This window comes from Enterococcus pallens ATCC BAA-351 (assembly GCF_000407485.1).
In the GTDB taxonomy this organism is placed as follows: domain Bacteria; phylum Bacillota; class Bacilli; order Lactobacillales; family Enterococcaceae; genus Enterococcus_A; species Enterococcus_A pallens.
The window spans coordinates 1,364,319-1,389,963 of record NZ_ASWD01000001.1 but is presented as its reverse complement, the minus strand read 5'-3'; the positions used below and the strand labels follow the sequence as shown (position 1 = coordinate 1,389,963).

Below are 25,645 nucleotides of genomic sequence, written 5' to 3'. Positions count from 1 at the left end.
CTCACCTCACGTTTATTCGAAATCATCCATTATCCGTTGAAAATTGTTGAATAGGATGTTTCTATATTGTTTTAGAAACCATTTGTTAATTCCGGGACTATTATCATTATGTCTTCCCGTTAATCCTTTATGCAGGATTCGTGCTGTTGAACGATTCTCTTTCAGCGTATTTAAAAGCATAGGAAAGGCGTCCTTATCGTAATCATCCTGCTTCATGTAAGCTACCGCGAACGTTGTATTGGAATAGTCTCCTTTAGCAAACTTATCCCAAAAACGTTGATTCAATTTTTGGGCGGAGGCTTCGGTTATTTCTCCGGTGTTGTAAAAAAGCATATCTAAAGCGGTTGGAAATCCTCCTGGACGCAACACTCGTTCATTAAGGGCGATGGTTCCGATATTGGTTAAGGGCTTGCCGATAATGACACTGTTGGGTGATAAATCACTTGCGTAATAAAGTGCACCAAACGTTCCCATTGATAAGCCGGACAATATTAAATCAGAAGGTTTGAACCCTAGCAGATCCAGCTTCTCTTGAATAACCTCTACCAGTCTTTGTTCAAACGCTTCGCTGCCTAAATAGAAATTTCCACCTTCTAATCTAGGATCAGCAATTAGCATAAAAGGGCCGCCCCCCATGCTGCTCATCATTCTTCTGCCCTCAAACCCTTCAGCCGAACGATAACCGGAAAAATAGATGGCTAACGGAGGTTTTAAATCCCCGCAATTAAAGTAATACAATAATTCGCCATCCATCTCCTCTCCGTCACGAAGCTTTCTTCCACCAGGAATCATCGTGCTGGAATCCGCTAAAGCTCGTCGAATATGGGTTTGACCAATTCGAATCACGCCTGTTTTTCCTTTAACATACAAAGCGACATTGATGTAAACATCTTCAGAGCTGCTAAACTTGGCTTTTTCCCCTTGCTTTAATTGATTAAGCGGTACTTCTACTACCTGGATAATCTGATTGGAGTTTTCTTTAATCAGAAATAGTTTGAATAATAATTCAGCTTCACCAGATAGGACATCGGCTTCAGCGAAAAACTCCATGGTTTCTCCGCCTTTAATGACGTTCGTCATTTTCCAGGAGAGAATTTGGTTGAACTCCGAAGAAAATTCTCCCTTGAGCTCTATATAGGAATTCCCCTTTTTAGCAATGGTCCCCTGAAAACTCTCATGAACTCTTAAATGATCATGGGATAATTTATAGCCCATTTGTCCTGAAGTAAACTGGCCATTTACAAAATTGATTACCTGACCAAAGTTTTCCATATCCATTGGTGTGGCATTCTTAATAGCCAGCAGGTCTTGTGTTTTATCAGCAAAATCCCCTTTTGCATCATAGACAATTTGATAAGCCGGCAGCTGCTCCAGCAAGCCCTTTTCTGCTAAATTCACTACTGCGTTGTCTGCTAAAATAAAAATGGCTCGTGAAAATTTTTTATTGAACAGTCCGTTTACAAATAACTTTTCTTCCTGGACATCTATGAAAAAATCATAGTTAGAGGGTAACCATTGATAGCTGTATTTAGGAGAAAGATTGTTTAAATCCGCCGCTTGGCTCTGACTAATATGAAAAAGTTTGATCTGCTTAGCCATTAAACACATCCCTCCATTTCTCCATAATATTATGTGGACTGTATTCCTCGATTAGTCGTACATTTTCAACCAGTGAGTTGTTCCAATTGTTTAAGTTTTTCAAGAAATAATTGATGGCATCATCTAATTCTGAAGTTCGCTGAATGATTATGCCATTTTTCTTATCTTCAATATAATCGGTTGAACGCTTGACGACCTGCGGAATCCCAGCACTAATAGCCAGTGATTGCATCTGCAAATTGTATTCCTTACTAACATCGATATAGAGTCGTACTTTTTGAAAATCATTCTGAACAGAAAGCAGCGTGGGATTAATTCTGAATTCAATCCGATGATAGACATTGATTGCCTTAACTAGTGCTTTCCAAGAATCTTTTTTACGAATCTCTTCTACAGCTAGTTCATCTGTCTTGTACAAACGTTTCATTCTTTTCGCTTCGATAAAATGTTCAGCTTTTTTGAAGTCCTCAGAATCACTATCTACATTAAAATAGTCATCAATCAGCGCTTTCTGGCGATCCTGCAGCTTGCTCATTTCAAGCACCGTCTCCACTTCATAAATTAGTGAATGTCTGCTATGGGCAATCAGGTTGTTTACGAAGACCTCATTTGCCTTATAAACCGATTCATCTAATTCACCGACACGCCAGTACATGATCATTTGCACCACGGAGTTACTCATTCCTAGATTTAACTCGGTGTTAAACATAGGGATCCTTGCGATTGACGTATCTGCCAACGATGAATTGGCTTGTTTGATTTTCATCAATTCTTGTTCCTTCATCGAGGTATCTGTCACGAGGTACTTGCTGGTTTTGATTCCTTCAAACAGACGATCCTGCTGGAAGCTGCGTAAATGATCATTATCCGAAATAATTCGAATCATGTCTTCCGTATCCTGAATCCCTTTGGTTATCTCTAAAAGATTGTTTTCGGTTACGGTTAGAATTTCCTTTTGCTCTTCTAAGGTTGCTGCTTTGTGGATCAAAATATCAGAAATAACCTCATTAATTGTTTGATAGTTTTTTTCCTTCAATAGATCATTTCCGGCCTCCCCGATAATAATCTGGGGCGTTCCCGAAAAATTCTCGATAACTGTTGTTTCACCAAATTCGTTAAAGTATTCTCGCTTGCTCATGTTGCCGGCAAAATCAATATATTCCTTCGAAGATAGAAAACCACGGTCATCGTAATAATCAAAAATCGTCCAGCCATTATCAAAGGTTTTTACTTTTTCAATACAGCCGTACTTATTGTAAAAAATCTCACCGTACGTTTTGTTTTCATTAAGAAGCACTGTGCCAAATGGGGTATAGACCTTCTCAATCGTTCTAGGCAGGTTAAGATCTTCGATGCTCAAGGGATGACCGTTGACTAAATGAATATTTTGCATATCATCATAGGCACGCCAGTAACAATCAGAAAAAATCGTGTATTCTTGGGCTTTGTAACGTAAAAAAGGTAGATAATTTAATAATAGTAATTCGTATTTTTCATTGTTTCTGGAAAACAGTCGAGCGATATTTAACATCCTGTCATTTTCCAAATGGTTATCACTTTGTTTCCAGTTAGGAATTAAATAGATCATTGATTTATACGCTCCTGCTTTTCACTAAAAAATATTGTAATCACGTTTGGAAAATATAAAGCGCATCTCCTGAGTGATTGTATCCAGAATAATAATCAACATGAATACACTCCCAAAATAAAACGCTAAATTTGAGATAATCTCTACTCTTAAACCAATGAACAACGGAATAAGAGAAACCAAGACTAAGTAACTATTTCCAACCATAGCAATCCTTAATAGCTTTTCTTTTATATAGGTTTCCGTTTTCTGTCCTGGAGGAATCTCATAGATATAGTCTCCTGATTCTTTCAAATGCTTCGCAATATCATTCGGTCGAACGTTGATATAGCTGAAGCCCATACCTAATCCATAAAGAATCAGGCCATAGGTTAAGATTCCTTCCACAGAGTTAAATGAAAAGAACTTGGCTAGAATGTTCGAGAAAAAGGTATTGCTCCAGGCATCATTTAGCAGCAGCAGCTGCGGAATAGAGAACACGGTCACGGCAAACATAAAAGGCATTGCCCCTGCGGTAAGCAGACGAATAGGAATATATGAATTATTGAAGCGACTATCTATTCCCGTACGTTGAATATAGATTCGGTATTCAGAATGGTACAGAAAAACTGTTATATAAAGATAAATAAGCGTAATAACAATTAAACCAATGATATGCTCACTGCCAATTTTCAAAGTGCCGCTTTGACCGGATACCAGCATGGCTGGCAGGTTGGAAATTAAACTTGGTAAAATGAATAGACTTTGCGCACCGATCCCTTTCTCGCTGTTAATATCTGAAAGCCATGAGATAAACATTGCACCTGTGGCCAAGATCAAAATAACCATCATATAAAAGGTCGTTCTGCTGATAGTTGAGAACGCATCATAGTTGCCTAATGTCCGAAAACGAAACATCACAGCGGTTCCTTGAGCAATTGCGAAAACTAACGTTAATACTTTTTGTATATAGCCTCTTTGTTTGACAGAAAGATTTTTAATTCGATCACTATCAATCATGCTGATGGTGGTCCAAATGATCAAAGATGTCATGTACGGCCCCATACCCAATGATAATATTGTCGGTTTAGCAAAATTCCCGCCAGTTGTGGTTGACAAAAACCGTAAAACTAAATTTTGCGTTTCTTCCCGTTGCGGAACATTAACAAATCCGGGAATTTCAATACTTTTGCCAATTTGGAAAATTGCCAGCAATAAAATACTCCAGCAAATCCTTCTAACTATTTCCTTGTCTTTTTTCATGCTTTTCCGTCCTTTTTTGAATAATAGAAGCTCATTGACTTATGGGAAGTCGACGTCTATTGATCCGTCAGCCTTGTGTACTAGATCTGACAGTAATAGATTTCTCAATATGTTGAGCCATATTTCATCCTTCATTTCAAAAAAGGAACGTCTTGCCTCAAGCTGAAATTCATAAATAGGTTTATGCTGTCCCCAGCTGCGACCATTTACCACAGATTTTAACTGCTGTAAATTATCTGATTGCTCCACCCACATGGCATCGATCGCTTTTAAAACAGCGATTCGCTTAAAATACAGCAGCTGGAACTCATCGGGAATAATTCCCGGAATTTGTTTGATGCGATTATTAATCAATTGCCTCAAAAAAGTTTCTACGCTTTTCTTACTATAATTCTCTAGTTCCTCATCCAAAGAAAATGGTACAAAGTTGTATTGGATATTATTGTAGATAAAATCAATTAAACAATCTTTGTCCAAATTCGCTTTATCATTGACAAAACCGGCAATCACATGAGAAGCTGCTGTATCAATTATTCCGTCCAAAAATGGCAAAGTACTTTCCATTACTTTGTTTCTAGTCGCATAAATTTTTTCTCTCTGTACACTGATGATTTCATCGTATTCTAAGATGTTTTTTCTACTTTCAATCTCTTGATTCTTTCGATTCGTTTGAGATTTACTGATTATCTTGTCATACTTCTTTTCCTTCAGTGGTTCGTCAGCCTCTATTTCGGCCGTTTGCGCCTTATCAATCAGGCTTTTTCTTGACTTTGCGACCCACTTAGGAGCACTTTCTACAACAATTTTGTCCTCCATTGAAACGAAAAAGATCGTATCTCCGGGATCGCCCTGCCTGCCGGCTCGTCCTCTAAGCTGATTATCAATTCGATCACTAGTCATTCGCTCTGTACCAACGACCAGTAAACCGCCACTTTCTTTCGCTTCGGGATCCAGTTTTATATCAGTCCCTCTTCCAGCCATTGAAGTCGCAACCGTCACGGCACCTTTACGGCCGGCTTCCGATACAATTAATGATTCCTTGGCAACCGTAGTAGCATTAAGTAAATTGTGTGGTACCTTTTGCTGAAGCAACAAAAGTGAGTACAGATTAGACATGGACACTGAACCGGTCTCAACTAGAACAGGACGTCCTTGGTTTAAGGCATTTTTTACGATATTCAGCGAAGCCAAAACCTTCGCTTTATTTGTTACGTAGACTTCATCCGAATGGTCTTCTCGTCTAATCGGCTTATTCGTAGGAATTTGAACCACATTGACATTGTAGGTATCCCGAAACTCCTCAGCATCCGTTTTGGCAGTCCCAGTCATTCCTGAAAGAATTTTAAATTTTTTGAACAGGTTTTGATACGTAATGGAACCCATCGAACGAGTTTCATTGGTAATCTCCACGCCTTCTTTCGCCTCAATGGCCTGGTGGAGTCCTGCTTGAAGCTTCGTTCCAATTAGTTTTCTCCCATTCGCCTCATCCAGCAAAAGGATCTCGCCTTCTTCAACGACATAGTCTCGGTTGATCAATAATAAAATGTTCGCTCTTAAAGCCAAGACTAAATGTCGATATAAGTCTTTCCATTGTTCAGTTAAAATTTCTTCAATACCAAAATACTCTTCTGCCTTTTTTATTCCTTCTTCAGTAAACCAGACATTTCTTTTGTCTTCGCTCGTTAAATAATCGTCGCCTTCACTCAGACTCTTAATAAACCAGTCCGAGGTTTCATAGAGATTTGATTGGACCTTTGGCGCTCCAGATATTATTAAAGGAGTTTGGGCCATATCCAACAAAATGGCATCTATCTCATCGATCAATACAAAATTGAATTCACTCAAATATTGTTCTTCTGGTGTAGTGGCTAAATTATCAAACAAATAGTCAAACCCTAAAGCACTGTGGGTAGTGTAGACAATGTCTGAGGCGTAAACTAATTCTTTGTCAATTTCTTCCTCGGTAGCATCCTTTGCAACACCCACCGCTATACTCAACCCCAACCAGCTATAAACCTTTCCAACTTCTTCAGCATCTCGCCATGCGAGATAAGAATTTGAAGTAATCAGAAAATTGCCTTTACCCGTTAGTCCTCTTAAGTACATCGGCATCGTTGCGGTTAATGTTTTCCCTTCCCCAGTCTTCATTTCTGCAACATTGCCAAAAAAAAGAGCGATGCCTCCTAGAATTTGAACATAATAGGGCTCTAGACCCAATACTCTTCTGTCCGCCTCTAAGACTACCGCATATGCCATAGGGAGTAGGCTTTCAAGTTTTTTCCCATTTTTTAACTGCTCTTTGAAAAGAGCAGTTTGGCTACGTAATTCCTCATTTGACATCGATTTGTAGGTTGGTAGTAATTTGACTATTTTATCTGCTATCTTTTTGTATTTTCTTAAATTCTTATCTCTCATACAATTTGCTTACTCTCCTGAAAAATATCCATATTTACTATCTATTTAGTGCATTATTCGTTTTGTTCGACATTTAGTTGTCTATAAAAACGTCGTAATCTACCCTTGAACTAGTCGATAACCTTTTCCCCACAGCGTTTGTAAGCTGCTGTCCTCTATTCCCAAGCTCTCTAGTTTAATCTTGATTCTTTTGACTATGCTAGAGGTTCTTGCAAGATTAGATTGTGTTACCTTAGACCAGATTCTTTCACAGATTTCTTCTCTGGACACAATGCCGCCGTTCGCTTCCTGTAAAAGCTCAAAAACAATTTTCTCCTGCTTGCTAAATGGGAAAAAGCTTTCAAAGTTATCTTTTTTAGATGTAGTAATATTCGCGAACTTATCACTCATACTTTTTTGACTATTTTTAGAAAGCTTTTCTCTAAGAGATTCCAGCGATTCGTCATTGACGACAACGTCTTGAATTTTTCCTGTTAGCTTTTCTGGCACTTCAGTCAAAATTGAAGATTTTCTATACAAAACCGCCGAATAGAACTCTCTATTTTCTAACAAATTATCCACTTCACTATCAGATACTGTCTCGCTAATGATAATAATTTGGAAATACTTGGTAATGTTGTCAGCAGTCACTTTACTCTTAAGCTTATTGAGTAACTCGCAACTGCAAAACACTTCGTAGCCGAGCTGATAAAGTCTTTTTGAAAAATCTTCTTCTGCATGAATGCATTTTGTCAAAATCAGTACGTTCATTTATAACCTTCCTTTTCCGTCATTTTTCTCAATAACTAATCAATATTGTTATGTCTTATTAATTTTAAAATTTTGACATCTATCCATTCTTATTACTACTATTTGGCGATATAATAGACATAACTGGGTTTAAAGAATTAAGGTTAAACATTGCAAAGTAATCTATTCATTAACCGCAGTCAATTGATAGCTGTTGAGATATGTTGATACACCCTTTTTATGTACAGCCCTATCTCAAAATCAACATTTTCCGAAGGTAGAATCCCTACCAAAGAATGGCATTTCATTTTTCTTTTTCGTGGCAAAAAAAAGAAAGACAAAAAAACACTGCCATTCTGCATTCTTTTAGAGTCAGTTGACGGCGAATGACGGCGAAAAAAAATAATTGTCTTTTAAACTCCAATAGCGAGCTTTATTTAGCGCCTCATATAAAACGCTTCCATTTTGGTTTTTTCCAAACTAAAGGTAGTATCAGTTGTTTTTTTGTAAGCGATTTAAATAACGTAAGTTTCCATATTTCTAATTGTTGCAACTCGTTCTTCAATCATTGAATCTGCATACGTGTCCAAGGTCATTTTGATGGATGAATGACCCAATAAGGAACTCACTGAAACAGCATTGGCTCTGGTTTCTAAACATCTTGTCGCAAAAGTATGGCGCAACTGATGAAAATGAATATGCTTTAACCCCGCTATTTCCCTGATTTGGTGGAAATGATACGTAATTAAACGAGGCTCGCAAGGTTTTTCATTGCTGGACAAAACAAAATCATTTTTAGTCTTAAGCTGGCGTTTGCTTAACCATTCTTTGACAGAGTCACTCATAGGAATAATTCGATTAGATGCACGTGTTTTCACTTTATCAATGATTATTTTTGTTTTATATTCAGCGCTTTTAATCGGAATACGCTGAAGAGTTTTTTCAATGCGAATAATTCCACGTTGAAAGTCAATATTTTCCCATTTTAAAGCGGCAATTTCTCCAATTCTAAGTCCTGTACGCAAGCCTAAAAGTACTGCTAGCCCTATTCCATCCAGCTTATCTAGCGCAGCCTTTTCCAATAATTTTTGTTCATCCATGTTTAAGGCACCTACCTTTTTAAAGGACTCCTTTGGAAGAACGACCTTTGCTGCAGGATTCTTAAGCAACAAGCCATTTTCAACTGCCTTTTCTAAACAATTATTTACTAATCTAAAAATAACCTTGATAGAGGATGGAGATAAATTATTTTCCTCCCATGCAGCCACCATATTATTTAAAAGCGTATCATTAATTTCATTCAACGGAATTTCTCCAATGTAAGGTATAATATACTTAAAAACTTTGTACGAATAACCATTGTAAGTTGAGGTTTTCACTGTCTTTTCGATATCTGACAACCATTCATTTGCCCAAACTAACATCATGATAGATGATGTTCCTTGTGTCTCCTGGATCATTTGATATTGCATTTTATAGGGATACAATTTCAGTTTAACTTCCTTATAAGTTTTTCCGTAAATATAACCATATTTTATTTTTCCGTTATTTTTACGTCCCTTGATATACCTTCCTTCCCATCGTTTGTCCTTTCTTTTGTAAATATTTTCACCACGTCTGCTCATATTAATTCCTCCTAATAATAATTTGACGGCTCAATCGACGGCTCAAAAAAAACGAGTAAATGGAACAACCAGGATATGTATTGTTAAAAAAATTAGTTTTTTTCAATGCAAACGCTGCTAAATACTCAACAGTTTGCTATTTTATTAAAAACTATTGACCTTGTCAGATCGTTTAATTATAATTGAATTATAAAACATCCAGATTGTTCAAATTACTCTTCTTTTATCGACCATTTTTTCTTTTTTTTGCCACGAAAAAGAAAAAATCCTCTTATGTAAACTCGCGATTTTTTTGGCGAGTTCTATTTTTCTCACATATCAATTTTTCTTAAAACCTCCTTTATATTAGATCAAGATAAACTTTTTTTCTCAAAATTATATCATTCATTTATCTCTATTTTCTGTCCCTGGAATATTTATATCAATTTTGGCAATATATTGGAAATAGTATTGATAAATTATTCCCGCTCATTTTAAATAGTCTTTAGTGATTAACTTACAATTTTTATAAGTCATTCTTGAATGTTTCGCTTTACGAAATTTAAAACTAATCAATTTAAGATATCTCTTTTCCGTAACGCACTATTACCCATAGAAATTAATTAAAGACAGCCCTCTAATTAGTTAGCCCAAATCAATCCTACTTTTTGCGTCTACTATTGATTCACTTGAAACGTCAAATCAATTTCACCTATCAGAAACCATTAAAGGAAAAAGGTCGATGTTTCCAAAATAGTCGATCAAACACCTCGGCGTCAAAGAGAAAAATGATTTTCTGTGAATCATTCAAGTTACTTCTAAATCGGCAGGCAATAGGATATAATCCTAGTTATTCAAACGAATTTGCTGTCATGGAGGGACTTATTATGGAGCTATCAGAAAAAGTAGTTTTAGTCACAGGAGGAAATCGTGGTCTGGGAAAGGCATTTGTAGAGGAATTGCTGAATTTGGGTGTAAAGAAGGTCTATTTAGGAAGTCGAAAATTAGTGGCTGTTGATGACAGTAGAGTTGTGCCTGTCCAATTAGATGTCACTAATGCAGATGACATTCAACGAATTGTTGAAGAACTTACTGATCTTTCTATGATAATCAATAATGCAGGGATTCGTGAAGAAACTACGATTGAGTCTTCCGATGCAGAAGCTACAGTTGATCGAGCGTTTACTACTAATGTTTTAGGAACTCTCGCTGTAACAAAAGCTGCTCTCCCAGCACTAGTCAGAAATAAAGGGATTGTTGTAAATATTCTTTCAGTTGGATCATGGATGAACACAGGGATAAACTTGGCCTACGGTATTTCAAAAGCAGCAGAGCTCTCCCTTACCAATAATTTGCGAGCTGCACTCAATCCCAAGGGCGTTCAAGTGGTAGCTGTTCACGCCGGTTTTATTGATACGGATATGATGAAGGGATTTAACGGCGAGAAGCTATCGCCTAATGAGGTCGCACGAATTACTTTAGAAGATACGTTTAACGGCAAGCAGGAAGTTTTAGTTGATCAGATGGCGAAGAATGCCAAGCAATTTTCAGCGGCAGCGGTGCCGGATTTCGATGTTTCTCAAGTAAACTAATGATTCACAGGTAAATATTTTAGAGGTCCAAAGGCACAACGATTTTGCCTTTAGACTCTTTTTAATGAAATTAACGATGTAAAAAATGTAAGAAAGCCTTCCCCCTTATTTGAATAAAGAGGAGAAATTTTTTAACTCAATTTCCTACTAATTATTCTCAGTCCTTAGTGAGAGCTTTTTGTTTATTCGATCGCTCAACAGTTCCACCACAAAGAATAAACATTTTCAAGTTACCCTATTATTACAAATTCCATAATTTTTTTTACCAATGGGGTCTTTATTTTTCGTCAAAGACCAAAATCTGTGATAGAACTTTGCGTAAATTCAGCACTCCTCAAGTTAAATATCCGGCAATACTCAATCCTACGAATTTTACTTGCTTCCATTTTGTCAATGTTCTTCCGAGTAGGCCAAACAGAAATCTTGCGTTGATAAAAGCAGCTAATTCAAATAAAACAGCCCCTTATTCTATTTCGCTTAAAAAAATTTACGCAAAAATACTTGAGTTAATTCTTTTTAAAGCCTTCATTTGACAATTTTATAGAAAGAACCAATTCTCCTGCTAAATTCTCCTTTACTTGTTTATTGTTTCATTTCTAGATTTGATTCTATTGTGATATCACTTTCCCCTGCTTGAGCTTTTTTACTCAAGTATCTAGCAATTTGAAACGAAACCTGTAATTGAAATCGTACGTTGCTATCTGTTAAATCGATGTCTGTCACTTTTTTAATTCGTTCCATCCGATAAATTAATGAATTTCGATGAATAAATAAAGCATCAGCAGTCGCTTTTAAACTACAAGAATGATTTAGATAAGAGAACAAGGTCTGAAAAAGATCCGTATCGTGTATCTCGTCATAATGCTTAAGCTGCTTCAGGGCTGGATGACAGAAGTTGTTTACGGTTGTTGTCTTTTCCAACGAACTTAACAGATCGGAAAAAAGATAGTCTTTATAATAGCAAACAGGAACACGTTCATTTATTTGTTTCGTAATAGTTAAGACCTTCTTGGCTTGTTCATAATGCTCTTTAAATTCAGCAATACTTTCGAAAGTATTGCTTATTCCAATTCGCAAGCCTTCCTTGGATGCAATCGTGACTAAAAACTTTTTCTGAGATAGTGTCAAAACTTCAGTTTCTTCTTGTTGAAGAAGAAGTAAAACAATCTGATCATTATAGAAAGTGGCATGGGAGTCAGGAAATTGTTGCTTTAATCTTTGGGGAATGTGAATAAGAAACTGTTCATCACTTATTGTGTTTAAATGTTCTATTACAAGAACAAAACGCGGTTTAAGTAAGTGCAATCCTAAATATTGCAAGTTTGTGGAAACATTGGCAGGTGTTGCACCAATAATCATTTCGTAGAGTGTCTTTTTATATAACGAGTTTTTCATGGACGTAATATAAGGATCCTGCGCTAGTATTTTGCTGATAATCCGGCTAACCATAGGCATCCATTCCAGATGAAAAGCGGAGATAGAGCTCTCGCTTTCCAGCATGACAATATAGCCTATCCAATCTTCATCGCCTTCAAGAGCAATTTTACTGCAAAGCTTACGCAGCGGCGAAGCCCAACAGGTTAACGTTACCGCTTCTCCGGTATTTGGGGCTAAGGAGAAATCGGTTTTTTCAGCGTCTGTAATATGCTCGTAAAGCAGGTGGCCCTTCTCTATAATTTCAGACCATACAGGATCATTAATAGGATATACATTTGAATAAGCCAGCACACGATGATTAATATCCATAATCACGATTGAATTCTCAAAAATGGTCGCCAGTGTATTGGACATATCGTACAAATTGGTCATTTCATTAATGATCGGTAACCATTCCTCATGCTTCACTGGCCTTCCAGAATCCAGTTGAAGAATACGTCGAGCATGATTGTACATATTTTGTAGATGTCTAGCTTCAACAATAGCCAAATTTTCACTTGGAAGCGAGTCAAAATGTTGGTACACATTTTCTGCTCCAATAATACATAAAGAAGGATAATTCTTTTGGCAGTCCAGCAGCTGATGAGAAGAAAAATAAAGTACCTCGTCATCAAATTTTGTTTGATTCTTCACAAAATCAACGGATCTTATCTGGTTAACGCTCTCTCCTCTTATTTTGCGAACGCTTCCAAATTGTTGTAGGACACCGATTAATTCATTAAATATCATATATAACACCTCAAAAACAGTTTAGTACTTTTTGCACAAGAGTGTCAATCATTTTCTGGCTTTTTGTCTCTGTATGTCAATACCTTTTAAATAGTAGAATGAACTAAAATAAGGAGGTTATTGAGATGAAATATCCTAAAATGTTTGAACCAGGAAGTATTGGGAAGCTTCGATTAAAAAATCGAATTGTCATGCCAGCAATGGGAACAGCGTATGCTACAGCAAGCGGAGAAGCCTCGGATAATATGATCGCCTACTACGAGGAAAGAGCGAAAAACGACTGTGGGCTGATTATCACTGAGATTACTCGGGTCAATAGTGTAAATGGACGCGGTTTATTCAATCAATTGTCTGTTATCGATGCACAATGTATCCCACAATTGGAACGATTAGCTGCTGCTGTTCACAGACATGATTCAAAAATCTTTGTTCAATTGCACCATCCTGGAAGAGAGACAACTGCCATGCTTCAAGGAGGAACTCAACCAGTAGCACCAAGCGCCATTCCTTGTAAGAAAACTAAAGAAATGCCGCGTGAACTGACTACACAAGAATGCGATGATCTAGTCACTGCTTTTGTGACGGGAGCTGTTTTAGCGAAGACAGCTGGGATTGATGGAGTCGAACTGCATGCTGCTCACGGCTATTTACTGAATGGTTTCTTAAGTCCTCATACCAACAAGCGAACCGATAAATATGGTGGAACTTTCCACAATCGTGTCCGTATACTGGGTGACATTATTACTTACATCAAGTTTATGTGCGGAGCAGATTTTCCTGTCAGTGTACGAATTAGTGGAGATGATTATGTTGAAGGCGGAAACAGACTTGAGGATACAGTAAAAATTGCTTTAATGATTGAAAGCTTTGGTGCGGATGCGATTAATGTCAGCAGTGGTACCTATGAATCTAGCCCAACCATCATCGAACCAAACTCCTATCCACAAGGCTGGAAAAAGCATTTAGCGAAAGAAATTCGCAAACATGTGCATATCCCAGTGATTGCGGTTAACAATATCAAAGAACCTTCTGTAGCAGAAGCCCTGATGGAAGAAGAAGTATGTGATTTTGTTGCTTTAGGAAGAGCACAACTGGCAGACTCTGCTTGGGCTAAAAAGGCCAAAGAAGGCGATGACCTTTTTATCAGGAAATGCATTAGCTGTCTCTACTGCTTTGAAGAGCTTGAAACTGGTCGAAAAACTAAATGTGCCATCAATCCGCGTACTGGGCAAGAGAAAGTTTTTGCCAATTATCAAAAGGATGGCAATAATCAGCCTGTTGTGGTCATTGGTGGTGGTCCAGCGGGTATGCAAGCAGCAATTACATTAGCTAAAAGAGACTTTAAAGTAACCTTGTTCGAACAAGGGGCTACTCTTGGGGGAACCTTGAATGTAGCCAATAAACCGCCATTTAAGGAAAATCTGACCTGGCTGATTGACACTATGACCGAAGAAATGAAACGATTGGCTGTTGATGTACGTTTGAACACGAAGGCAACGGCGGAAATGATCAAGGAATTGTCTCCGGTGGGTATCTTCGTTGCTGGAGGTGCGAAGCCAATTATTCCTGCTATCCCGGGTATTGACAGCAATCATGTATTGACAGCAGAAAGCTATTTATCTGAACCTGTTGCTTTAGGCAAAAAAGTCACGGTTGTTGGTTCAGGTATGACAGGTATGGAAACTGCAGAAGTATTGGCCGAAAAAGGGCATGAAGTAACTGTCGTTGAAATGCAGCCGACCATTGGAACAAGCATTCATTATATGGTACTGGAGGGTATGATTGAAAGGTTATCTAAGAATAACGTAACGATGCTCCCTGCTCACAAGCTTATTGCTGTAGATGATAAAGCAGCGCTCCTATTTAACACTTTAGCTTCCAAAACAGCTATGGTAGAAAGCGACAATGTTATCTTGGCTATCGGAGTAACACCGAATAATCATTTGACTGATGAATTTAAAGAGTTAAGTGATCGTGTAATCACTATAGGGGACAATAATAGATCTGGTCGAATTGCTGACGCAATACATGATGGCTTCAACAAGGCATTCGTCTTTTAACTTGTGTAAGGGATAAGTAAATTTTTGTCATTAAAAGTTTCTTTGTTAAGACAAATACGTGCAGGCTAGCCTCTTTTCAGAAGCAGCCTGACCACGAGTGAAAGGAATGATTAAGATTATGAAAGAATTTAAAGGAAAAACTGCTGTTATAACCGGTGCGGGCAACGGCTTTGGTGCTGAATTTTCTAAAGAAGCAGCTAAAAGAGGTATGAAATTAGTCTTGGCTGATATTGAACCTGGTTCGGCTGAACGTACTTTGAAGGAGTGTAAACAACTAGGTGCTGAAGGAATTGCATTAGAAATTGATGTGTCGCTACAAGAAAATGTTCAAAAGATGGTAAAAGCTGCTATGGATAATTACGGAACAATTGATCTGTTAATTAACAATGCAGGAATCAGTATGAGTGGTCGAATCTGGGAGCTGCCCCCTCGTGAATGGGAATGGACCATTGACATTAATCTGATGTCTCAAGTCTATGCAATGCATGAGGTTATTCCAATCATGCTAGAGCAGAAAACACCCTGCCATATTGTCAATGTAGCTTCTGTAGCCGGAACAATCGCTTATCCGACGACCGGCCCTTACAACGCTAGTAAACATGCTTCCGTACTAGCCAGCGAAACTGCTTATATTGATCTGAAAGCAGTTGGTGCAGATATAGGTATTTCCGTTTATTGTCCTGGTTTCGTTCAGACCACCTTGCATCATTCACACAACGATGAACGCCGGCCTGCTCGCTACAAGATTAATGACCATCCTTATTACAAAAGTGAAACCTATAAGACTTCTCTTGAAATTGTCAACGAATGTATTGAGACCGGCTCACCGATTGATTCAGTCGGTATGCTGATTTTCCAAGCGATTGAAGAGGAACAGTTTTATATCTTAACTCATCCAATCTACAATGCACTTGCTGGTGGACGAATCCAAGATATGCTTTCTGGTAAAAATCCTGACCTTACAAGGTATATGTAATAGAAAATTCGTATAAGACAACCTCAGGAGTAATCTGCTCTTGAGGTTTCTTTCTCTTGACAGACTCGTTGTTTTTCACTAATTATAATGGAACATGGACATAACCCTGGTCAACAGTATTTCAAAAGTCGCCGAGCTTCTCTCTTACTAATATTGTACGAACTGCTTTAAATCCGGGAATAGTTCAAGTGGGAACTGTTCATGCTGGAGGTTATTGGTACAAATATGATGAAGCAATCCATGCAAAGAATTCCAAACTAACGCAAGGAGCTTATTGATAAGCGTTACATTCCGCCTAAAATAATTGATCAGACCTCCGTACTTGTTTTTTGGCTGCTCAACTTTGTGAAAGTGGATGCGGGATATGAACGGCGATTGAAGTTGTATTTGCAATTTATATTGGGCACGCCACATCACCTATTATTTTAGCATTTGCAATTTTTATGTTGCTGGTCCAGAGAGAAACACACTTAAGATTAGGAGTTTGTAGGAATCACGATTTTACGAAAGCAACGATCTTTTTCTTTCCTATCTCTGCACTGACAATTACTTATCATCTAAATAGTAATAAACTTGCGTTTGCTGGTTGCTTTGATAACGGCGATCATTTACACTTTTCTTTAAAGGATGAACTGAAAAACTGATAAAATTATGAACTAGCAAAGGAGAGAATGTGATGCTGCTACAAACCATTGATCTGCCTGATTTTGGGGCAAATATTGAGCTTTATCTGCGGAATAATGTTTCTGGTGAACGGGATCTGCTGCCGGCAGTAGTAATTTGTCCAGGTGGTGGATATCGGATGGTGGCCGATCGAGAATCAGAGCCAATTGCCTTAGCATTTATGGCTCATGGTTATCATGCTATAGTGGTGAATTATCCGGTGTTGACCGATAGCTCAAAAATTTCACCGGATTATTTGGATAAAAACACTCGCCTATTGGCAGAAATCTTCAAGCAGATCGAGGACAAGCAGAATGACTGGAAGATTGATCCAGCAGCCGTCTTTCTTTTAGGATGTTCAGCTGGCGGTCATATGGCTTCGCTGTATGCAGGGCACTGGCACAAGGTGGCGAAAACCCAACATCTAAGTCACTCGAAGCCATTGGGAAGTTTACTTTGCTACCCAGTAATTGGCTTTGATTACGGTTGGCCAGATACTGATGCGTTGGATTATCAGACGCTGAAGGATTATGATACTGCTGCTCTGATTAATGAGGAAACGCCAGACACTTTTATTTGGCACACGGCTAATGACGGTTCTGTTCCGGTGTTGAACACCCTGAAATATTGCGAGGGGCTGGCAAACTATCAGATTCCATTTGAGAGTCATTTATTTGAAAGCGGCCGCCATGGTCTATCTTTGGCAACACGCGCTTCGGCCGAATCAAAAAAAGCGGGTCATGTGAATCCTCCAGTGGCACAATGGCTAGAACTCTGTGTGGATTGGATGGAGCGGCGATTGGAAAATTAGAGCAGACACTATTATTGAACTGTTGAATAGAAACTCCTTCATGAAACACTCAATAAGCTGTATGTCGGATAAACAAACAAATCTTACAATCACAAAAAAGCTGACTAAATGGCTATTTCACTCCATTTAGTCAGCTTTCTAATGGATAAACGCCTCAATTGCCTTGGCGACCTGCTCTGGTTGTTCACTATGCACGTAATGTCCGCAAGCTAACTCAACAAATTCCGTTTGCTGATTACCAGCAAAGTATTCTCGATGGACCGCTCCCCACCTCGGAACCGTCTTTAGATTGCCTTTATCATTGGACAGAATACACAAAACCGGAATTTGGGGGCATTTGCCGGCAGTAGTTTTTTCTGCGTTTGATTGAACATAGTGGATTTCATCCACCATGTTTTTACTCAGAAGCTGCTGGGCAGTAATTTGTTTCATGGCGGTCTGCTCTTCTTTTGTCAGCCAACCATTTTTTACAACGGGATGGCTTTTCACCATCAAACTTGCGGCTGGGCGTCGTAGTAAATGAGCAATGCTAACTGTCAGTCCGAAAGTTTTCGGCAATTTCAATTGTTCATAAGCAGTCGGAACGGCCATATCCAGTCCAATAATCGCAGCCACCTCTTCCGAATATTTTTGTGCCCAATAAATTGCTTCTAGGCCTGACATAGAGTGCGCAGCGGGAACAAAAGGCCCCTTAATCTTCGCTTGTTTTAAGGCTTCACGAGTTTCTTCCAGCATCGTATCGATATCCCGCGGCTGTTCTGTTGTCTCACTCCAACCATAACCAGGTCGTTCTACAACTGCAACTGAATAGTGCTTACTTAATAATCGCCATAGCGGCTTAAAATCATAGGTTGGACAAGCCGTACCTGAACCAGCTAATAAAACAATCGTCGGCTGAGAACAGTCCGTTTCTTGATAAAAAACATGCATCTTCTGCTGATTGACGGTAACCAGCTTCCCTGGTATTTTCATTTTTTCTCCCTGCGAATTTCATTTTTTTAGTATATTATAATTTCTTACGATTTAAAATCTGGATGCCACAGCCAACAAAGATTAGAAATAGACCAGCAGAAATAATCATTGCCGGAAAATAAGTCCCCAACTCGTCAGCATTTTGTAGAATAGTCAGGTTTTCCGTAATCAGGCTGAGAGGATTAGATTCTTTGGTTTTCTCAAAGAGTTGTAAGATAAACAAACACACAACCAATCCCCCTACCAACAGCAATCCTTCGTAACTATTTCTGGCAGCGGCTGAAGCTGCTAGAATCATCCCGATTAACAAAATACCAAAAATCCATAATGGAATAACCGCTAAAACAACATGGGGACTTTTATCATCAGGAAAATAATACAGTGTATACCCCCAGGTTACTAAAAAGGCTATACTCACGCAGAATGTCCATTGTACAATTAGTGCGATCGCTTTACTGATAACCACCGAAGTACGATTCAGACCTTTTGTTACTAGATTCACCAGGGTTCCGCGGCTAACTTCCTGACTAATTGTTCCGCTAGCCAAAAGTACAATTACAATCAAGCCCATTTGAGTGATATTTTTGTAAAACTGCGTCCAAGAATCCAGTGAACTTGGTTCAGGCAAAGTCGCCGCAATCGCTTGTCCCATAGTACTCTTGATAATTTCTGGTAAAAATTTAGCCATTAAGGGATTCATTATCCCAAAAATTAAGAAAATAACCACGAGAATCCACAGCTTGGAGGTTCGCCAGCTTTCTAAGCATTCTTTTTTTGTGAAATAAATGAGTGCTTTCATTTTACCACCTCAAAAAAAATATCTTCCAAGGTTGGTTCGATTTTTTTTAATGCTATCGGCCAAATACTCATCTGACTCAATTGTTGGAAAAGTGCTTGAAGCGTTTGGTCGTAATCACCGGTATACGTCAAAGTAATTGTCCGCTGATTTGTTTTTTCTACAGCAAGCATTGTTGGCAGCTGATTAAGCTGCTCTATTAAGCTGTCTTTTACTTCATGGGACAGAATGAGTTCAATTTTATTTTGAGTGTAGCGGGCCTTTAGCTCAGGTAAAGTAGCACAAACGCTCAGTTTTCCTTCATTTAAGATGCCAACATAGTCACAAATTCGTTCAACATCACTCAAAATATGCGTGGAAAATAAAATCGTTACTCTTCCCTTCAAGGATACTAGCAGCTTCAAAAATTCATTGCGCCCGCTTGGGTCTAAGGCGGAGGTCGGTTCATCACAAATCAGCAGCTCCGGATCGTTTAACAGGGCTTGGGCAATTCCCAGCCGCTGCTTCATCCCCCGAGAAAAACCTTTGATACGGCCTTTATGAGTATCTAAACCAACCAATTGTAAAGTTTCGGAAACTTTCTCCTTTAGTCTAGATTTTTTCATTCCAGTTAGTTCACCGCATAGGATTAAATATTCACTCGCCGTCATATAGGGATAAAAGGCTGGTACATCTGGTAGATAACCCGTATATCGATTGGTACGAGTGTTGCCAAAGCTGACTTTTTCACCTTTGACTAGAATGGTGCCAGTATCGGCCTCCTCTAAGCCTAGTATCATTTTCATGGTAGTCGTTTTACCAGCACCATTTTCACCTACGAATCCGAACAGTGATCCAGTAGGAACCGTGAGATTTAATTGATTTAACACCTGCTTGCTGCCAAAGCTTTTAGATAATTGTTGAATTTCTAATACATTCATTAGTCATCACTTCTTCCAAAGGCGAAATAAATTACTGGACCGATGATTTGAATCACCACCACGATAATTACCCATAAGATGCGATTGCCGAAGCGATAATGAGGATGCCTTAATACATGAACTAATGCTGTAATCATCAGCACTAACTCTAGTAAGATCAGTGGCAGCAGCAAAGGCAGATTGTCCATTAGAAATTGCCAATTGTTGTTCATTATGCCCCCTCCTTTAATTGCTTCAATCGCTGGAACAACGGTTGGGCACGTTCTTGATCTTTCAACTCTTGAAACATTGGATTGTAAAGAACCGTATCAATCAGTTGTTCTCTCACCATCAGCGAGTTGCGCGGCAGTTGATTGCCCGTTTCCAGTGACTCAAACCAGGTATCCACGCGGTCAAAGTAATCGTCGCCGTGTAAATCGACTGGGAATTCCGTATTTTCTAAAACAATCAGCCACTCCTCTAACATATCTAAGGCTTCCGCTTCTTTGAGCTGTTGGATCAAGCAATAGACTGCCGATAACTGAAAATTCATCAAATTAATCGGATTTAATTCCGCCAAATTGAAGATTGCTACAAATTGTCGTGCACGTTGAATCGTTTCTTTCATTTTGTCAGGATCATCGTTTAAATAATGCAAATAATTGGTAAATAGACTCGTTACTACACTGACGTATTGGTATAAAGCACTTTGCATCGTTACTACAGAGCGTTCATTTTGTCCCTTCATTTGAAAAGCCGCAGCGATCATGCTCTCAACGGGAAAATTTACAGGGGTCTGTTCGCCTAGAATTTCTAAGACTTGATCGGGCTCCTGCAGCGTTAACAGTACATAAGCTTCAAAGCGGGAAGCCTCAATAATCAATTCAGGCTCTTTTGCCTGCGTCCGCACATGAACGAACAGCTCTAAGCTTCTTTTAGATAGACTTTTTTCTTTTCTTCCTGATTTTCTCCTGGTAATTTGTCTAGATGATTGATAATCAGCAAGCCCATTTGCAACACCAGCGGATAGCAGGAATAATATCGCCGGACAAAGCTGTGTATAGAAGCCAGGACTTCTTCTGGTTGTTTGTTGTCAAAGGATTTTTTCAACGATTTATAAATGTGCTGAATCTCCTTTAAGCTTAACTGTGGTTCATAATTCAATAATTCGTCGATACTAATATCAAAATACGCGGCTAATAAGGGCAATAACGTAATATCAGGATAGGTTTGGCCTGTCTCCCATTTTGAAACTGAAGCTTTCGAGACGCTCATAAATTCTGCCAGCTCCTGCTGAGTAATTTTCATTTCCTTGCGTTTTTCAGCGATGACTGAACCAAGATTCATACGCATTCCATCACGTCCTTTCATATTAATTGTAGAGCTTAGGTAATAAACATTCAATGGAGCGGTTGTTAACTTATACATACAAAAGTTAACTTGCGCGATACTTCTTTTAAAATGGAATGGTTTTATAGAGTTTCGGTCGCAATTAGCAGCCGTGCCAAATAAGTGAACTTTTTTTAATTATGGTACAGACAAAAAACCTGAATGCTCTTTTCGCATTCAGGGTTGAAGTATAGTTATTGGAGTATCCTTTATGGCATAACAAATCCACCATTTGGCGAAATTGTCTGACCAGTCACATATGGTGCATTGATAATGTATTCCATACAACCGGAAATATCTGACACATCACCGATTTTCCCCAGCGGAATACCTGCGGCCAATGCATTCAATTCCTCCTGATTAACGCCTTTTAACATATCACTCATTATCATTCCTGGTGCAATTGCGTTAACCCGTACTTTCCGTCCAGCAAATTCAAGTGCCAACGCCCGAGTTAATCCTAGCACCCCGCTTTTCGCTGCACAATAATCAGCTTGATTCACTACACCAATCAATCCGCCGATAGATGAAGTGTTGATGATGCAAGAATCGTGATCAACCATGTATGGCAAGGTTAAGTGACACATATGCAGTAGACTCATTAAGTTAGTATTGATAACCGCTGTGTATTTTTCTTTCGTAATATCTAAAAAATTACTGTTATTGGTAATTCCAGCATTGTTGACCAATACATCAATCTCTTCTCCAAACTTATCAGTAGCTGCTTTCACCAATGCTTCACAGTCCTCATATTGACTAACATCCGCTCGAACTACTAACGTATCAACACCATATTTTTCTTCAATATCTTTTGCTAAATCTTCTGAAATCACTTTAGAGGTATCGCTTACATAATTGATTACAACATTATAGCCCATTTCACCTAATTTTCGTGACATGGCATTGCCAATCCCCCGTGATCCGCCTGTAATAATTGCTGTTTTACTCATTTTGTTACCCCCTTCATTTTTTTATATTCACTCATTTGCATGATACAAATAAAGTTAGAATATTCGGAATATTTCGGTTGCACCTATCGTTCATAGAAATTTTTTACGATTAAATTCTCTCAGCTTTTTTGCCTGCCATTTGTCTTAAGTAAATGGCTCATAAAAAAATTATAGCATAGGGTGCTGTTTAGTCAATAACAGGCAGACATATCCCTAAATTTCGAACAAAATTTCATCTATATATATAAATAAGTTCTAGCTCCAGTAATTATATTTATTATAAAATAGTCATGACATTTCTTTATTTGCCAGATTTTTAGTCCTCTTTCTTGGTGACAGCTTTGCCCATTCATCTTTTCAGTGGTAGGTTGATGAAATATTGGCTTCAATCCAATGCGGCCATTTCATTATTTTGATGGCTTCTATGCTGAGTTACTGAGATAATAGACAAAATGGAGGGATTGCAGATGGAGTGGGACGCTCACAATTATCAAAAGAATCATGATTTTGTTTTTCAATATGGGGCCAGTTTGCTGGCCTTTTTACCGAATTCTCCGGCAACTATTTTGGATATTGGCTGCGGCACTGGAGAACTTAGTCATCAAATGACCGAATTAGGGCATCGGGTGCTGGGAATTGATACCTCACCTAATATGATTCAGCAGGCTCAGAAACAGTTTCCTGGCGAAAAGTTTCAAGTGGTAAATGCGTTAACCTTTGAGACTGCTCAACCTTTTGATGTACTGTTTTCAAATGCGGCTTTGCATTGGATCACAGATCATAAAAGCCTGTTAAGCCAATTTCAGAAGCTAGTGAAACCTGGGGGATTATTCATTTGTGAGTTTGGTGGTGCTGGAAACATTGCTAAGATTACTCAAGCCTTTGAAACAGAGTTGGAACAGCTTGGTAAAAGCTACCAATCCCCCTTCTTCTTTCCATCCTGTGAAGAGTATCAGCCACTGCTGGAAGCGAATGGTTTCTTAGTAGAGCTCTTACAGGAATACGATCGCCCGACTCCACTGAAGGGTGAAAATGGATTAAGAAATTGGCTGAAGCAGTTTTTCTCCAGCAATCTATCCAGTCTATCAGAAGCAAAACAAAATCAAGTTTTGTCAGGTGTAGAGGCCTCGCTAAAAGAGAGCTGCTGGAAAGATACGTTCTGGGAAGCCGATTATCGCCGAATTCGAATCGTGGCGAAAAGATCGAAGTAGAACAAAAAAACCTTAGGACTTCTTCTGTAAGAAAAATTCCTAAGGGTTTTTACTGACTATTAGACTAACAATTTTCCGTAGCTAATTACAGTTTTCTCATTTTGATCCGCGTGATTAGGTGATTCATCGATACTGACGATTGCCGAATTTACTAGTAACATCTGAACTTTCCCGCGACATGTCACATTGTTATACACAAATGATACCTCTTGTCCTTCGTCAAATGCTTGACTCTTGTCTGATGCTTCGGTTTTTTTCCATCCATTGAATCCCATTCACTTAGCCCCTTTTCTTTGTAGAAACGTTCATGGTTCAAAACTAAACTGTTGCCAGTATTAGAAAAAAGAAGCGACCCAACCATATGGATCACTTCTGACTGGTTTAAATTAGTTTTTGAAAATATTCGTTGCTTGTAAGCCGCGTTGGCCTTCTTCAACATCGAAAGTCACTGCTTGACCTTCGTCTAAAGTTTTGAAGCCTTCGCCTTGGATAGCTGAAAAGTGTGCGAACACATCTTGTCCGTTATCTTGAGTAATAAAGCCAAAACCTTTGTCTGCGTTAAACCATTTCACTGTACCTGTATTCATGTGTGTATCCTCCTAGTGCTTTTTGCACAATTAAATTTTTGCAATACCTTGTTGCTAAAAAAGAAGAATGACAACACCCATACGAATGAAATGACCCTTTTATTTAACTTACAAATCTACTACAACTATTACTATACCCCAAAAAGGCACTAATGTATAGTTAATTACGTATTAAAGGTAAATAGCGCTCTTTACTTACGCGTTTCTTAATGTTTGATAACAAATTTGTCGTTCTAAACATAAAAAGCGTTAAAACGAAAAATATCGCGTTCTACGAATATTGGCTTTTTGGCTGAACCAACACGCTGTTCAATGAAATTTGATTCTTTCTATTATAATAGAAGAAACAGACTGTTAATGGAGCTAGTCGGCTTAGTCAGCATCAATCTTTTAACCCTCGTTTTAGTTCACGGTAAAAGTTTTTGTGAGATCCAATAATGATTATTGGAATAATCGAATCATCGACAATTTTGTAAGCAATACGATAATAAATACTTCTATAAGTAAAACCCATCGTCCATATGCCAGATAAGTCCCCTTGTTTTGGGATGCCACTTTTAGGATTAACAGCTATTTTTTCATATATCAACTCTACAAAGTACTGTTTTAACGATTGATCCTTACATTTTTTCAAATACTTTTTTACCTGACTGGAAGGAAGAATTTTATAACCCAATCTCTTTCTCCAATTCTTCTCGTGACATGATTGATTCGTTTTTAAGAGTCTCTTCTGTTAGCATTTCAAAAGCTCTTGGGATGTCTTGTTTTCGTTTAGTAAATTCACTAACTAAATACTCCGTATCTACCCCTTCATTGATCAAATCTTTTAAAATCTCTGTGTCAAAATCTAAAAATTCATTCTCTGGTGTGGAAAACTCATAAAGAATCCCGTTTGGAAGTAATTTTGGCTCCATCGTAACTCCTTCACCTATTTTAAACTCTTTAGGAACAGTCAATGTTATGGAGTTTCCTTGTTTACGCGTCTTTGTTTTCATTCCATTCACCCCAATCAGATATTTTGCTATGTCCATTATATTACGAGGTTTAAGTAATTACTAATGCGTCTATTGCTCAAAAAATCGATTTTTTGAAGTCCATGTGAGATCGAGATTCCTTGCGGTAAACTCTTTAGCTATCTTAGCCTCTTGTACATTTGCATATTTGCCAACTCACTCAATCTCTGAATTTATTCAAATTGATGCGATTCAGCCATTTTCCCTAGTCTTTTCTATGTTAGTAAAGAAAATGGAAAAAGTGTGGTTGAATACTCTCTATTTCTACAGCCATCTCAACTATCATTACTGATATACTACTATTTACTTTTTGCTATATCACAAGCTGAAAGGATTGTGCTGAATTCTCAAAAAATGCACAAAAAAAGACAGTCATCACTGAC

23 protein-coding genes are annotated in these 25,645 nt (G+C 38.3%); 5 read left to right on the top strand and 18 right to left on the bottom strand.

Annotation, left to right across the window (positions count from 1 at the left end; translation table 11 throughout):
- Window positions 1–12: 12 nt before the first annotated feature.
- The 6 genes from asp2 to I588_RS06565 all read right to left on the bottom strand — a co-directional run bounded on the left by asp2 (window position 13) and on the right by I588_RS06565 (window position 9,198).
- Complete coding sequence (gene asp2 / locus I588_RS06590) at window positions 13–1,599, bottom strand: accessory Sec system protein Asp2 (RefSeq protein ID WP_010758195.1); 1,587 nt, start codon at window positions 1,597–1,599, stop codon at window positions 13–15.
- Complete coding sequence (gene asp1, locus I588_RS06585; RefSeq protein ID WP_010758194.1) at window positions 1,592–3,187, bottom strand: accessory Sec system protein Asp1; 1,596 nt, start codon at window positions 3,185–3,187, stop codon at window positions 1,592–1,594. Before asp1 ends, asp2 begins: the two co-directional genes overlap by 8 nt.
- Window positions 3,188–3,211: 24 nt before the next feature.
- Window positions 3,212–4,429: an accessory Sec system protein translocase subunit SecY2 gene (secY2, locus tag I588_RS06580; RefSeq protein ID WP_010758193.1), complete on the bottom strand. Its 1,218-nt coding sequence runs from the start codon at window positions 4,427–4,429 to the stop codon at window positions 3,212–3,214.
- 39 nt (window positions 4,430–4,468) lie between these two features.
- Window positions 4,469–6,844 (bottom strand): accessory Sec system translocase SecA2, encoded by a 2,376-nt coding sequence (gene secA2 / locus I588_RS06575; protein WP_010758192.1) that lies wholly within the window; start codon window positions 6,842–6,844, stop codon window positions 4,469–4,471.
- 99 nt (window positions 6,845–6,943) lie between these two features.
- Window positions 6,944–7,594: a winged helix-turn-helix domain-containing protein gene (locus I588_RS06570; RefSeq protein ID WP_010758191.1), complete on the bottom strand. Its 651-nt coding sequence runs from the start codon at window positions 7,592–7,594 to the stop codon at window positions 6,944–6,946.
- A 494-nt stretch (window positions 7,595–8,088) separates the two neighbouring features.
- On the bottom strand, window positions 8,089–9,198 hold the full coding sequence (locus I588_RS06565; protein ID WP_010758190.1) for a tyrosine-type recombinase/integrase: 1,110 nt from the start codon (window positions 9,196–9,198) through the stop codon (window positions 8,089–8,091).
- 866 nt (window positions 9,199–10,064) lie between these two features.
- Here I588_RS06565 and I588_RS06560 point away from each other — a divergent pair.
- Window positions 10,065–10,769: an SDR family NAD(P)-dependent oxidoreductase gene (locus I588_RS06560; RefSeq protein WP_010758189.1), complete on the top strand. Its 705-nt coding sequence runs from the start codon at window positions 10,065–10,067 to the stop codon at window positions 10,767–10,769.
- A 582-nt stretch (window positions 10,770–11,351) separates the two neighbouring features.
- Here the strand turns inward: I588_RS06560 and I588_RS06555 are convergent.
- Window positions 11,352–12,935 carry a PucR family transcriptional regulator gene (locus tag I588_RS06555; protein ID WP_010758188.1) on the bottom strand — a complete coding sequence of 528 codons (1,584 nt, stop codon included), beginning with the start codon at window positions 12,933–12,935 and terminating at the stop codon, window positions 11,352–11,354.
- A 125-nt stretch (window positions 12,936–13,060) separates the two neighbouring features.
- Between I588_RS06555 and I588_RS06550 the strand changes: the two genes are divergently transcribed.
- From I588_RS06550 to I588_RS06540, 3 genes are all read left to right on the top strand, one after another.
- Window positions 13,061–14,995: an NAD(P)/FAD-dependent oxidoreductase gene (locus I588_RS06550; RefSeq protein WP_010758187.1), complete on the top strand. Its 1,935-nt coding sequence runs from the start codon at window positions 13,061–13,063 to the stop codon at window positions 14,993–14,995.
- A gap of 106 nt (window positions 14,996–15,101) precedes the next feature.
- Complete coding sequence (locus tag I588_RS06545) at window positions 15,102–15,971, top strand: SDR family NAD(P)-dependent oxidoreductase (protein WP_245569590.1); 870 nt, start codon at window positions 15,102–15,104, stop codon at window positions 15,969–15,971.
- A gap of 676 nt (window positions 15,972–16,647) precedes the next feature.
- Window positions 16,648–17,445 carry an alpha/beta hydrolase gene (locus I588_RS06540; RefSeq protein WP_010758185.1) on the top strand — a complete coding sequence of 266 codons (798 nt, stop codon included), beginning with the start codon at window positions 16,648–16,650 and terminating at the stop codon, window positions 17,443–17,445.
- Between the two features lie 138 nt (window positions 17,446–17,583).
- Here the strand turns inward: I588_RS06540 and I588_RS06535 are convergent, their stop codons facing one another.
- From I588_RS06535 to I588_RS06510, 7 genes are all read right to left on the bottom strand, one after another.
- Window positions 17,584–18,417, bottom strand: a complete 834-nt coding sequence (locus I588_RS06535) for an alpha/beta fold hydrolase (protein ID WP_010758184.1) — start codon at window positions 18,415–18,417, stop codon at window positions 17,584–17,586.
- A gap of 34 nt (window positions 18,418–18,451) precedes the next feature.
- Complete coding sequence (locus I588_RS06530) at window positions 18,452–19,216, bottom strand: ABC transporter permease (RefSeq protein WP_010758183.1); 765 nt, start codon at window positions 19,214–19,216, stop codon at window positions 18,452–18,454.
- Complete coding sequence (locus I588_RS06525; RefSeq protein WP_010758182.1) at window positions 19,213–20,133, bottom strand: ABC transporter ATP-binding protein; 921 nt, start codon at window positions 20,131–20,133, stop codon at window positions 19,213–19,215. The genes I588_RS06530 and I588_RS06525 overlap by 4 nt, the downstream gene beginning before the upstream one ends.
- Window positions 20,133–20,345: a PLDc N-terminal domain-containing protein gene (locus I588_RS06520; RefSeq protein ID WP_010758181.1), complete on the bottom strand. Its 213-nt coding sequence runs from the start codon at window positions 20,343–20,345 to the stop codon at window positions 20,133–20,135. Before I588_RS06520 ends, I588_RS06525 begins: the two co-directional genes overlap by 1 nt.
- Window positions 20,345–21,022 (bottom strand): hypothetical protein, encoded by a 678-nt coding sequence (locus I588_RS28175; RefSeq protein ID WP_010758180.1) that lies wholly within the window; start codon window positions 21,020–21,022, stop codon window positions 20,345–20,347. The genes I588_RS06520 and I588_RS28175 overlap by 1 nt, the downstream gene beginning before the upstream one ends.
- A 14-nt stretch (window positions 21,023–21,036) precedes the next feature.
- On the bottom strand, window positions 21,037–21,465 hold the full coding sequence (locus tag I588_RS28170; RefSeq protein WP_010758179.1) for a helix-turn-helix domain-containing protein: 429 nt from the start codon (window positions 21,463–21,465) through the stop codon (window positions 21,037–21,039).
- 245 nt (window positions 21,466–21,710) lie between these two features.
- Window positions 21,711–22,451 (bottom strand): SDR family NAD(P)-dependent oxidoreductase, encoded by a 741-nt coding sequence (locus tag I588_RS06510; RefSeq protein WP_010758178.1) that lies wholly within the window; start codon window positions 22,449–22,451, stop codon window positions 21,711–21,713.
- A gap of 467 nt (window positions 22,452–22,918) precedes the next feature.
- Here I588_RS06510 and I588_RS06505 point away from each other — a divergent pair, with 467 nt between their 5' ends.
- The gene (locus tag I588_RS06505) at window positions 22,919–23,662 is read left to right on the top strand and encodes a class I SAM-dependent methyltransferase (RefSeq protein WP_010758177.1); all 744 of its coding nucleotides are present in this window, start codon (window positions 22,919–22,921) and stop codon (window positions 23,660–23,662) included.
- 59 nt (window positions 23,663–23,721) lie between these two features.
- On the opposite strand, the gene I588_RS06500 is transcribed toward I588_RS06505, so the two are convergent.
- The 4 genes from I588_RS06500 to I588_RS06485 all read right to left on the bottom strand — a co-directional run bounded on the left by I588_RS06500 (window position 23,722) and on the right by I588_RS06485 (window position 25,244).
- Entirely contained in the window at window positions 23,722–23,937 is a 216-nt protein-coding gene (locus I588_RS06500; RefSeq protein WP_010758176.1) for a hypothetical protein, read from the bottom strand.
- A gap of 111 nt (window positions 23,938–24,048) precedes the next feature.
- Window positions 24,049–24,249: a cold-shock protein gene (locus I588_RS06495; protein WP_010758175.1), complete on the bottom strand. Its 201-nt coding sequence runs from the start codon at window positions 24,247–24,249 to the stop codon at window positions 24,049–24,051.
- 382 nt (window positions 24,250–24,631) lie between these two features.
- Window positions 24,632–24,925 (bottom strand): type II toxin-antitoxin system RelE/ParE family toxin, encoded by a 294-nt coding sequence (locus I588_RS06490; RefSeq protein ID WP_010758174.1) that lies wholly within the window; start codon window positions 24,923–24,925, stop codon window positions 24,632–24,634.
- On the bottom strand, window positions 24,915–25,244 hold the full coding sequence (locus I588_RS06485) for a hypothetical protein (protein WP_034693434.1): 330 nt from the start codon (window positions 25,242–25,244) through the stop codon (window positions 24,915–24,917). The genes I588_RS06490 and I588_RS06485 overlap by 11 nt, the downstream gene beginning before the upstream one ends.
- Window positions 25,245–25,645 lie beyond the last annotated feature (401 nt).

Coding starts and splice junctions, on each gene's coding strand:
- I588_RS06500 (WP_010758176.1), bottom strand. CDS start 23,937: ATGGGATTCAATGGATGGAAAAAAACCGAAGCATCAGACAAGAGTCAA.
- I588_RS06495 (WP_010758175.1), bottom strand. CDS start 24,249: ATGAATACAGGTACAGTGAAATGGTTTAACGCAGACAAAGGTTTTGGC.
- I588_RS06485 (WP_034693434.1), bottom strand. CDS start 25,244: ATGAAAACAAAGACGCGTAAACAAGGAAACTCCATAACATTGACTGTT.
- I588_RS06520 (WP_010758181.1), bottom strand. CDS start 20,345: ATGAACAACAATTGGCAATTTCTAATGGACAATCTGCCTTTGCTGCTG.
- I588_RS28170 (WP_010758179.1), bottom strand. CDS start 21,465: ATGCGTATGAATCTTGGTTCAGTCATCGCTGAAAAACGCAAGGAAATG.
- secY2 (WP_010758193.1), bottom strand. CDS start 4,429: ATGAAAAAAGACAAGGAAATAGTTAGAAGGATTTGCTGGAGTATTTTA.
- I588_RS06545 (WP_245569590.1), top strand. CDS start 15,102: ATGATTAAGATTATGAAAGAATTTAAAGGAAAAACTGCTGTTATAACC.
- I588_RS06555 (WP_010758188.1), bottom strand. CDS start 12,935: ATGATATTTAATGAATTAATCGGTGTCCTACAACAATTTGGAAGCGTT.
- I588_RS06505 (WP_010758177.1), top strand. CDS start 22,919: ATGGAGTGGGACGCTCACAATTATCAAAAGAATCATGATTTTGTTTTT.
- I588_RS06570 (WP_010758191.1), bottom strand. CDS start 7,594: ATGAACGTACTGATTTTGACAAAATGCATTCATGCAGAAGAAGATTTT.
- I588_RS06510 (WP_010758178.1), bottom strand. CDS start 22,451: ATGAGTAAAACAGCAATTATTACAGGCGGATCACGGGGGATTGGCAAT.
- asp1 (WP_010758194.1), bottom strand. CDS start 3,187: ATGATCTATTTAATTCCTAACTGGAAACAAAGTGATAACCATTTGGAA.
- I588_RS06560 (WP_010758189.1), top strand. CDS start 10,065: ATGGAGCTATCAGAAAAAGTAGTTTTAGTCACAGGAGGAAATCGTGGT.
- I588_RS06565 (WP_010758190.1), bottom strand. CDS start 9,198: ATGAGCAGACGTGGTGAAAATATTTACAAAAGAAAGGACAAACGATGG.
- I588_RS06530 (WP_010758183.1), bottom strand. CDS start 19,216: ATGAAAGCACTCATTTATTTCACAAAAAAAGAATGCTTAGAAAGCTGG.
- I588_RS06550 (WP_010758187.1), top strand. CDS start 13,061: ATGAAATATCCTAAAATGTTTGAACCAGGAAGTATTGGGAAGCTTCGA.
- secA2 (WP_010758192.1), bottom strand. CDS start 6,844: ATGAGAGATAAGAATTTAAGAAAATACAAAAAGATAGCAGATAAAATA.
- asp2 (WP_010758195.1), bottom strand. CDS start 1,599: ATGGCTAAGCAGATCAAACTTTTTCATATTAGTCAGAGCCAAGCGGCG.
- I588_RS06540 (WP_010758185.1), top strand. CDS start 16,648: ATGCTGCTACAAACCATTGATCTGCCTGATTTTGGGGCAAATATTGAG.
- I588_RS06535 (WP_010758184.1), bottom strand. CDS start 18,417: ATGAAAATACCAGGGAAGCTGGTTACCGTCAATCAGCAGAAGATGCAT.
- I588_RS06525 (WP_010758182.1), bottom strand. CDS start 20,133: ATGAATGTATTAGAAATTCAACAATTATCTAAAAGCTTTGGCAGCAAG.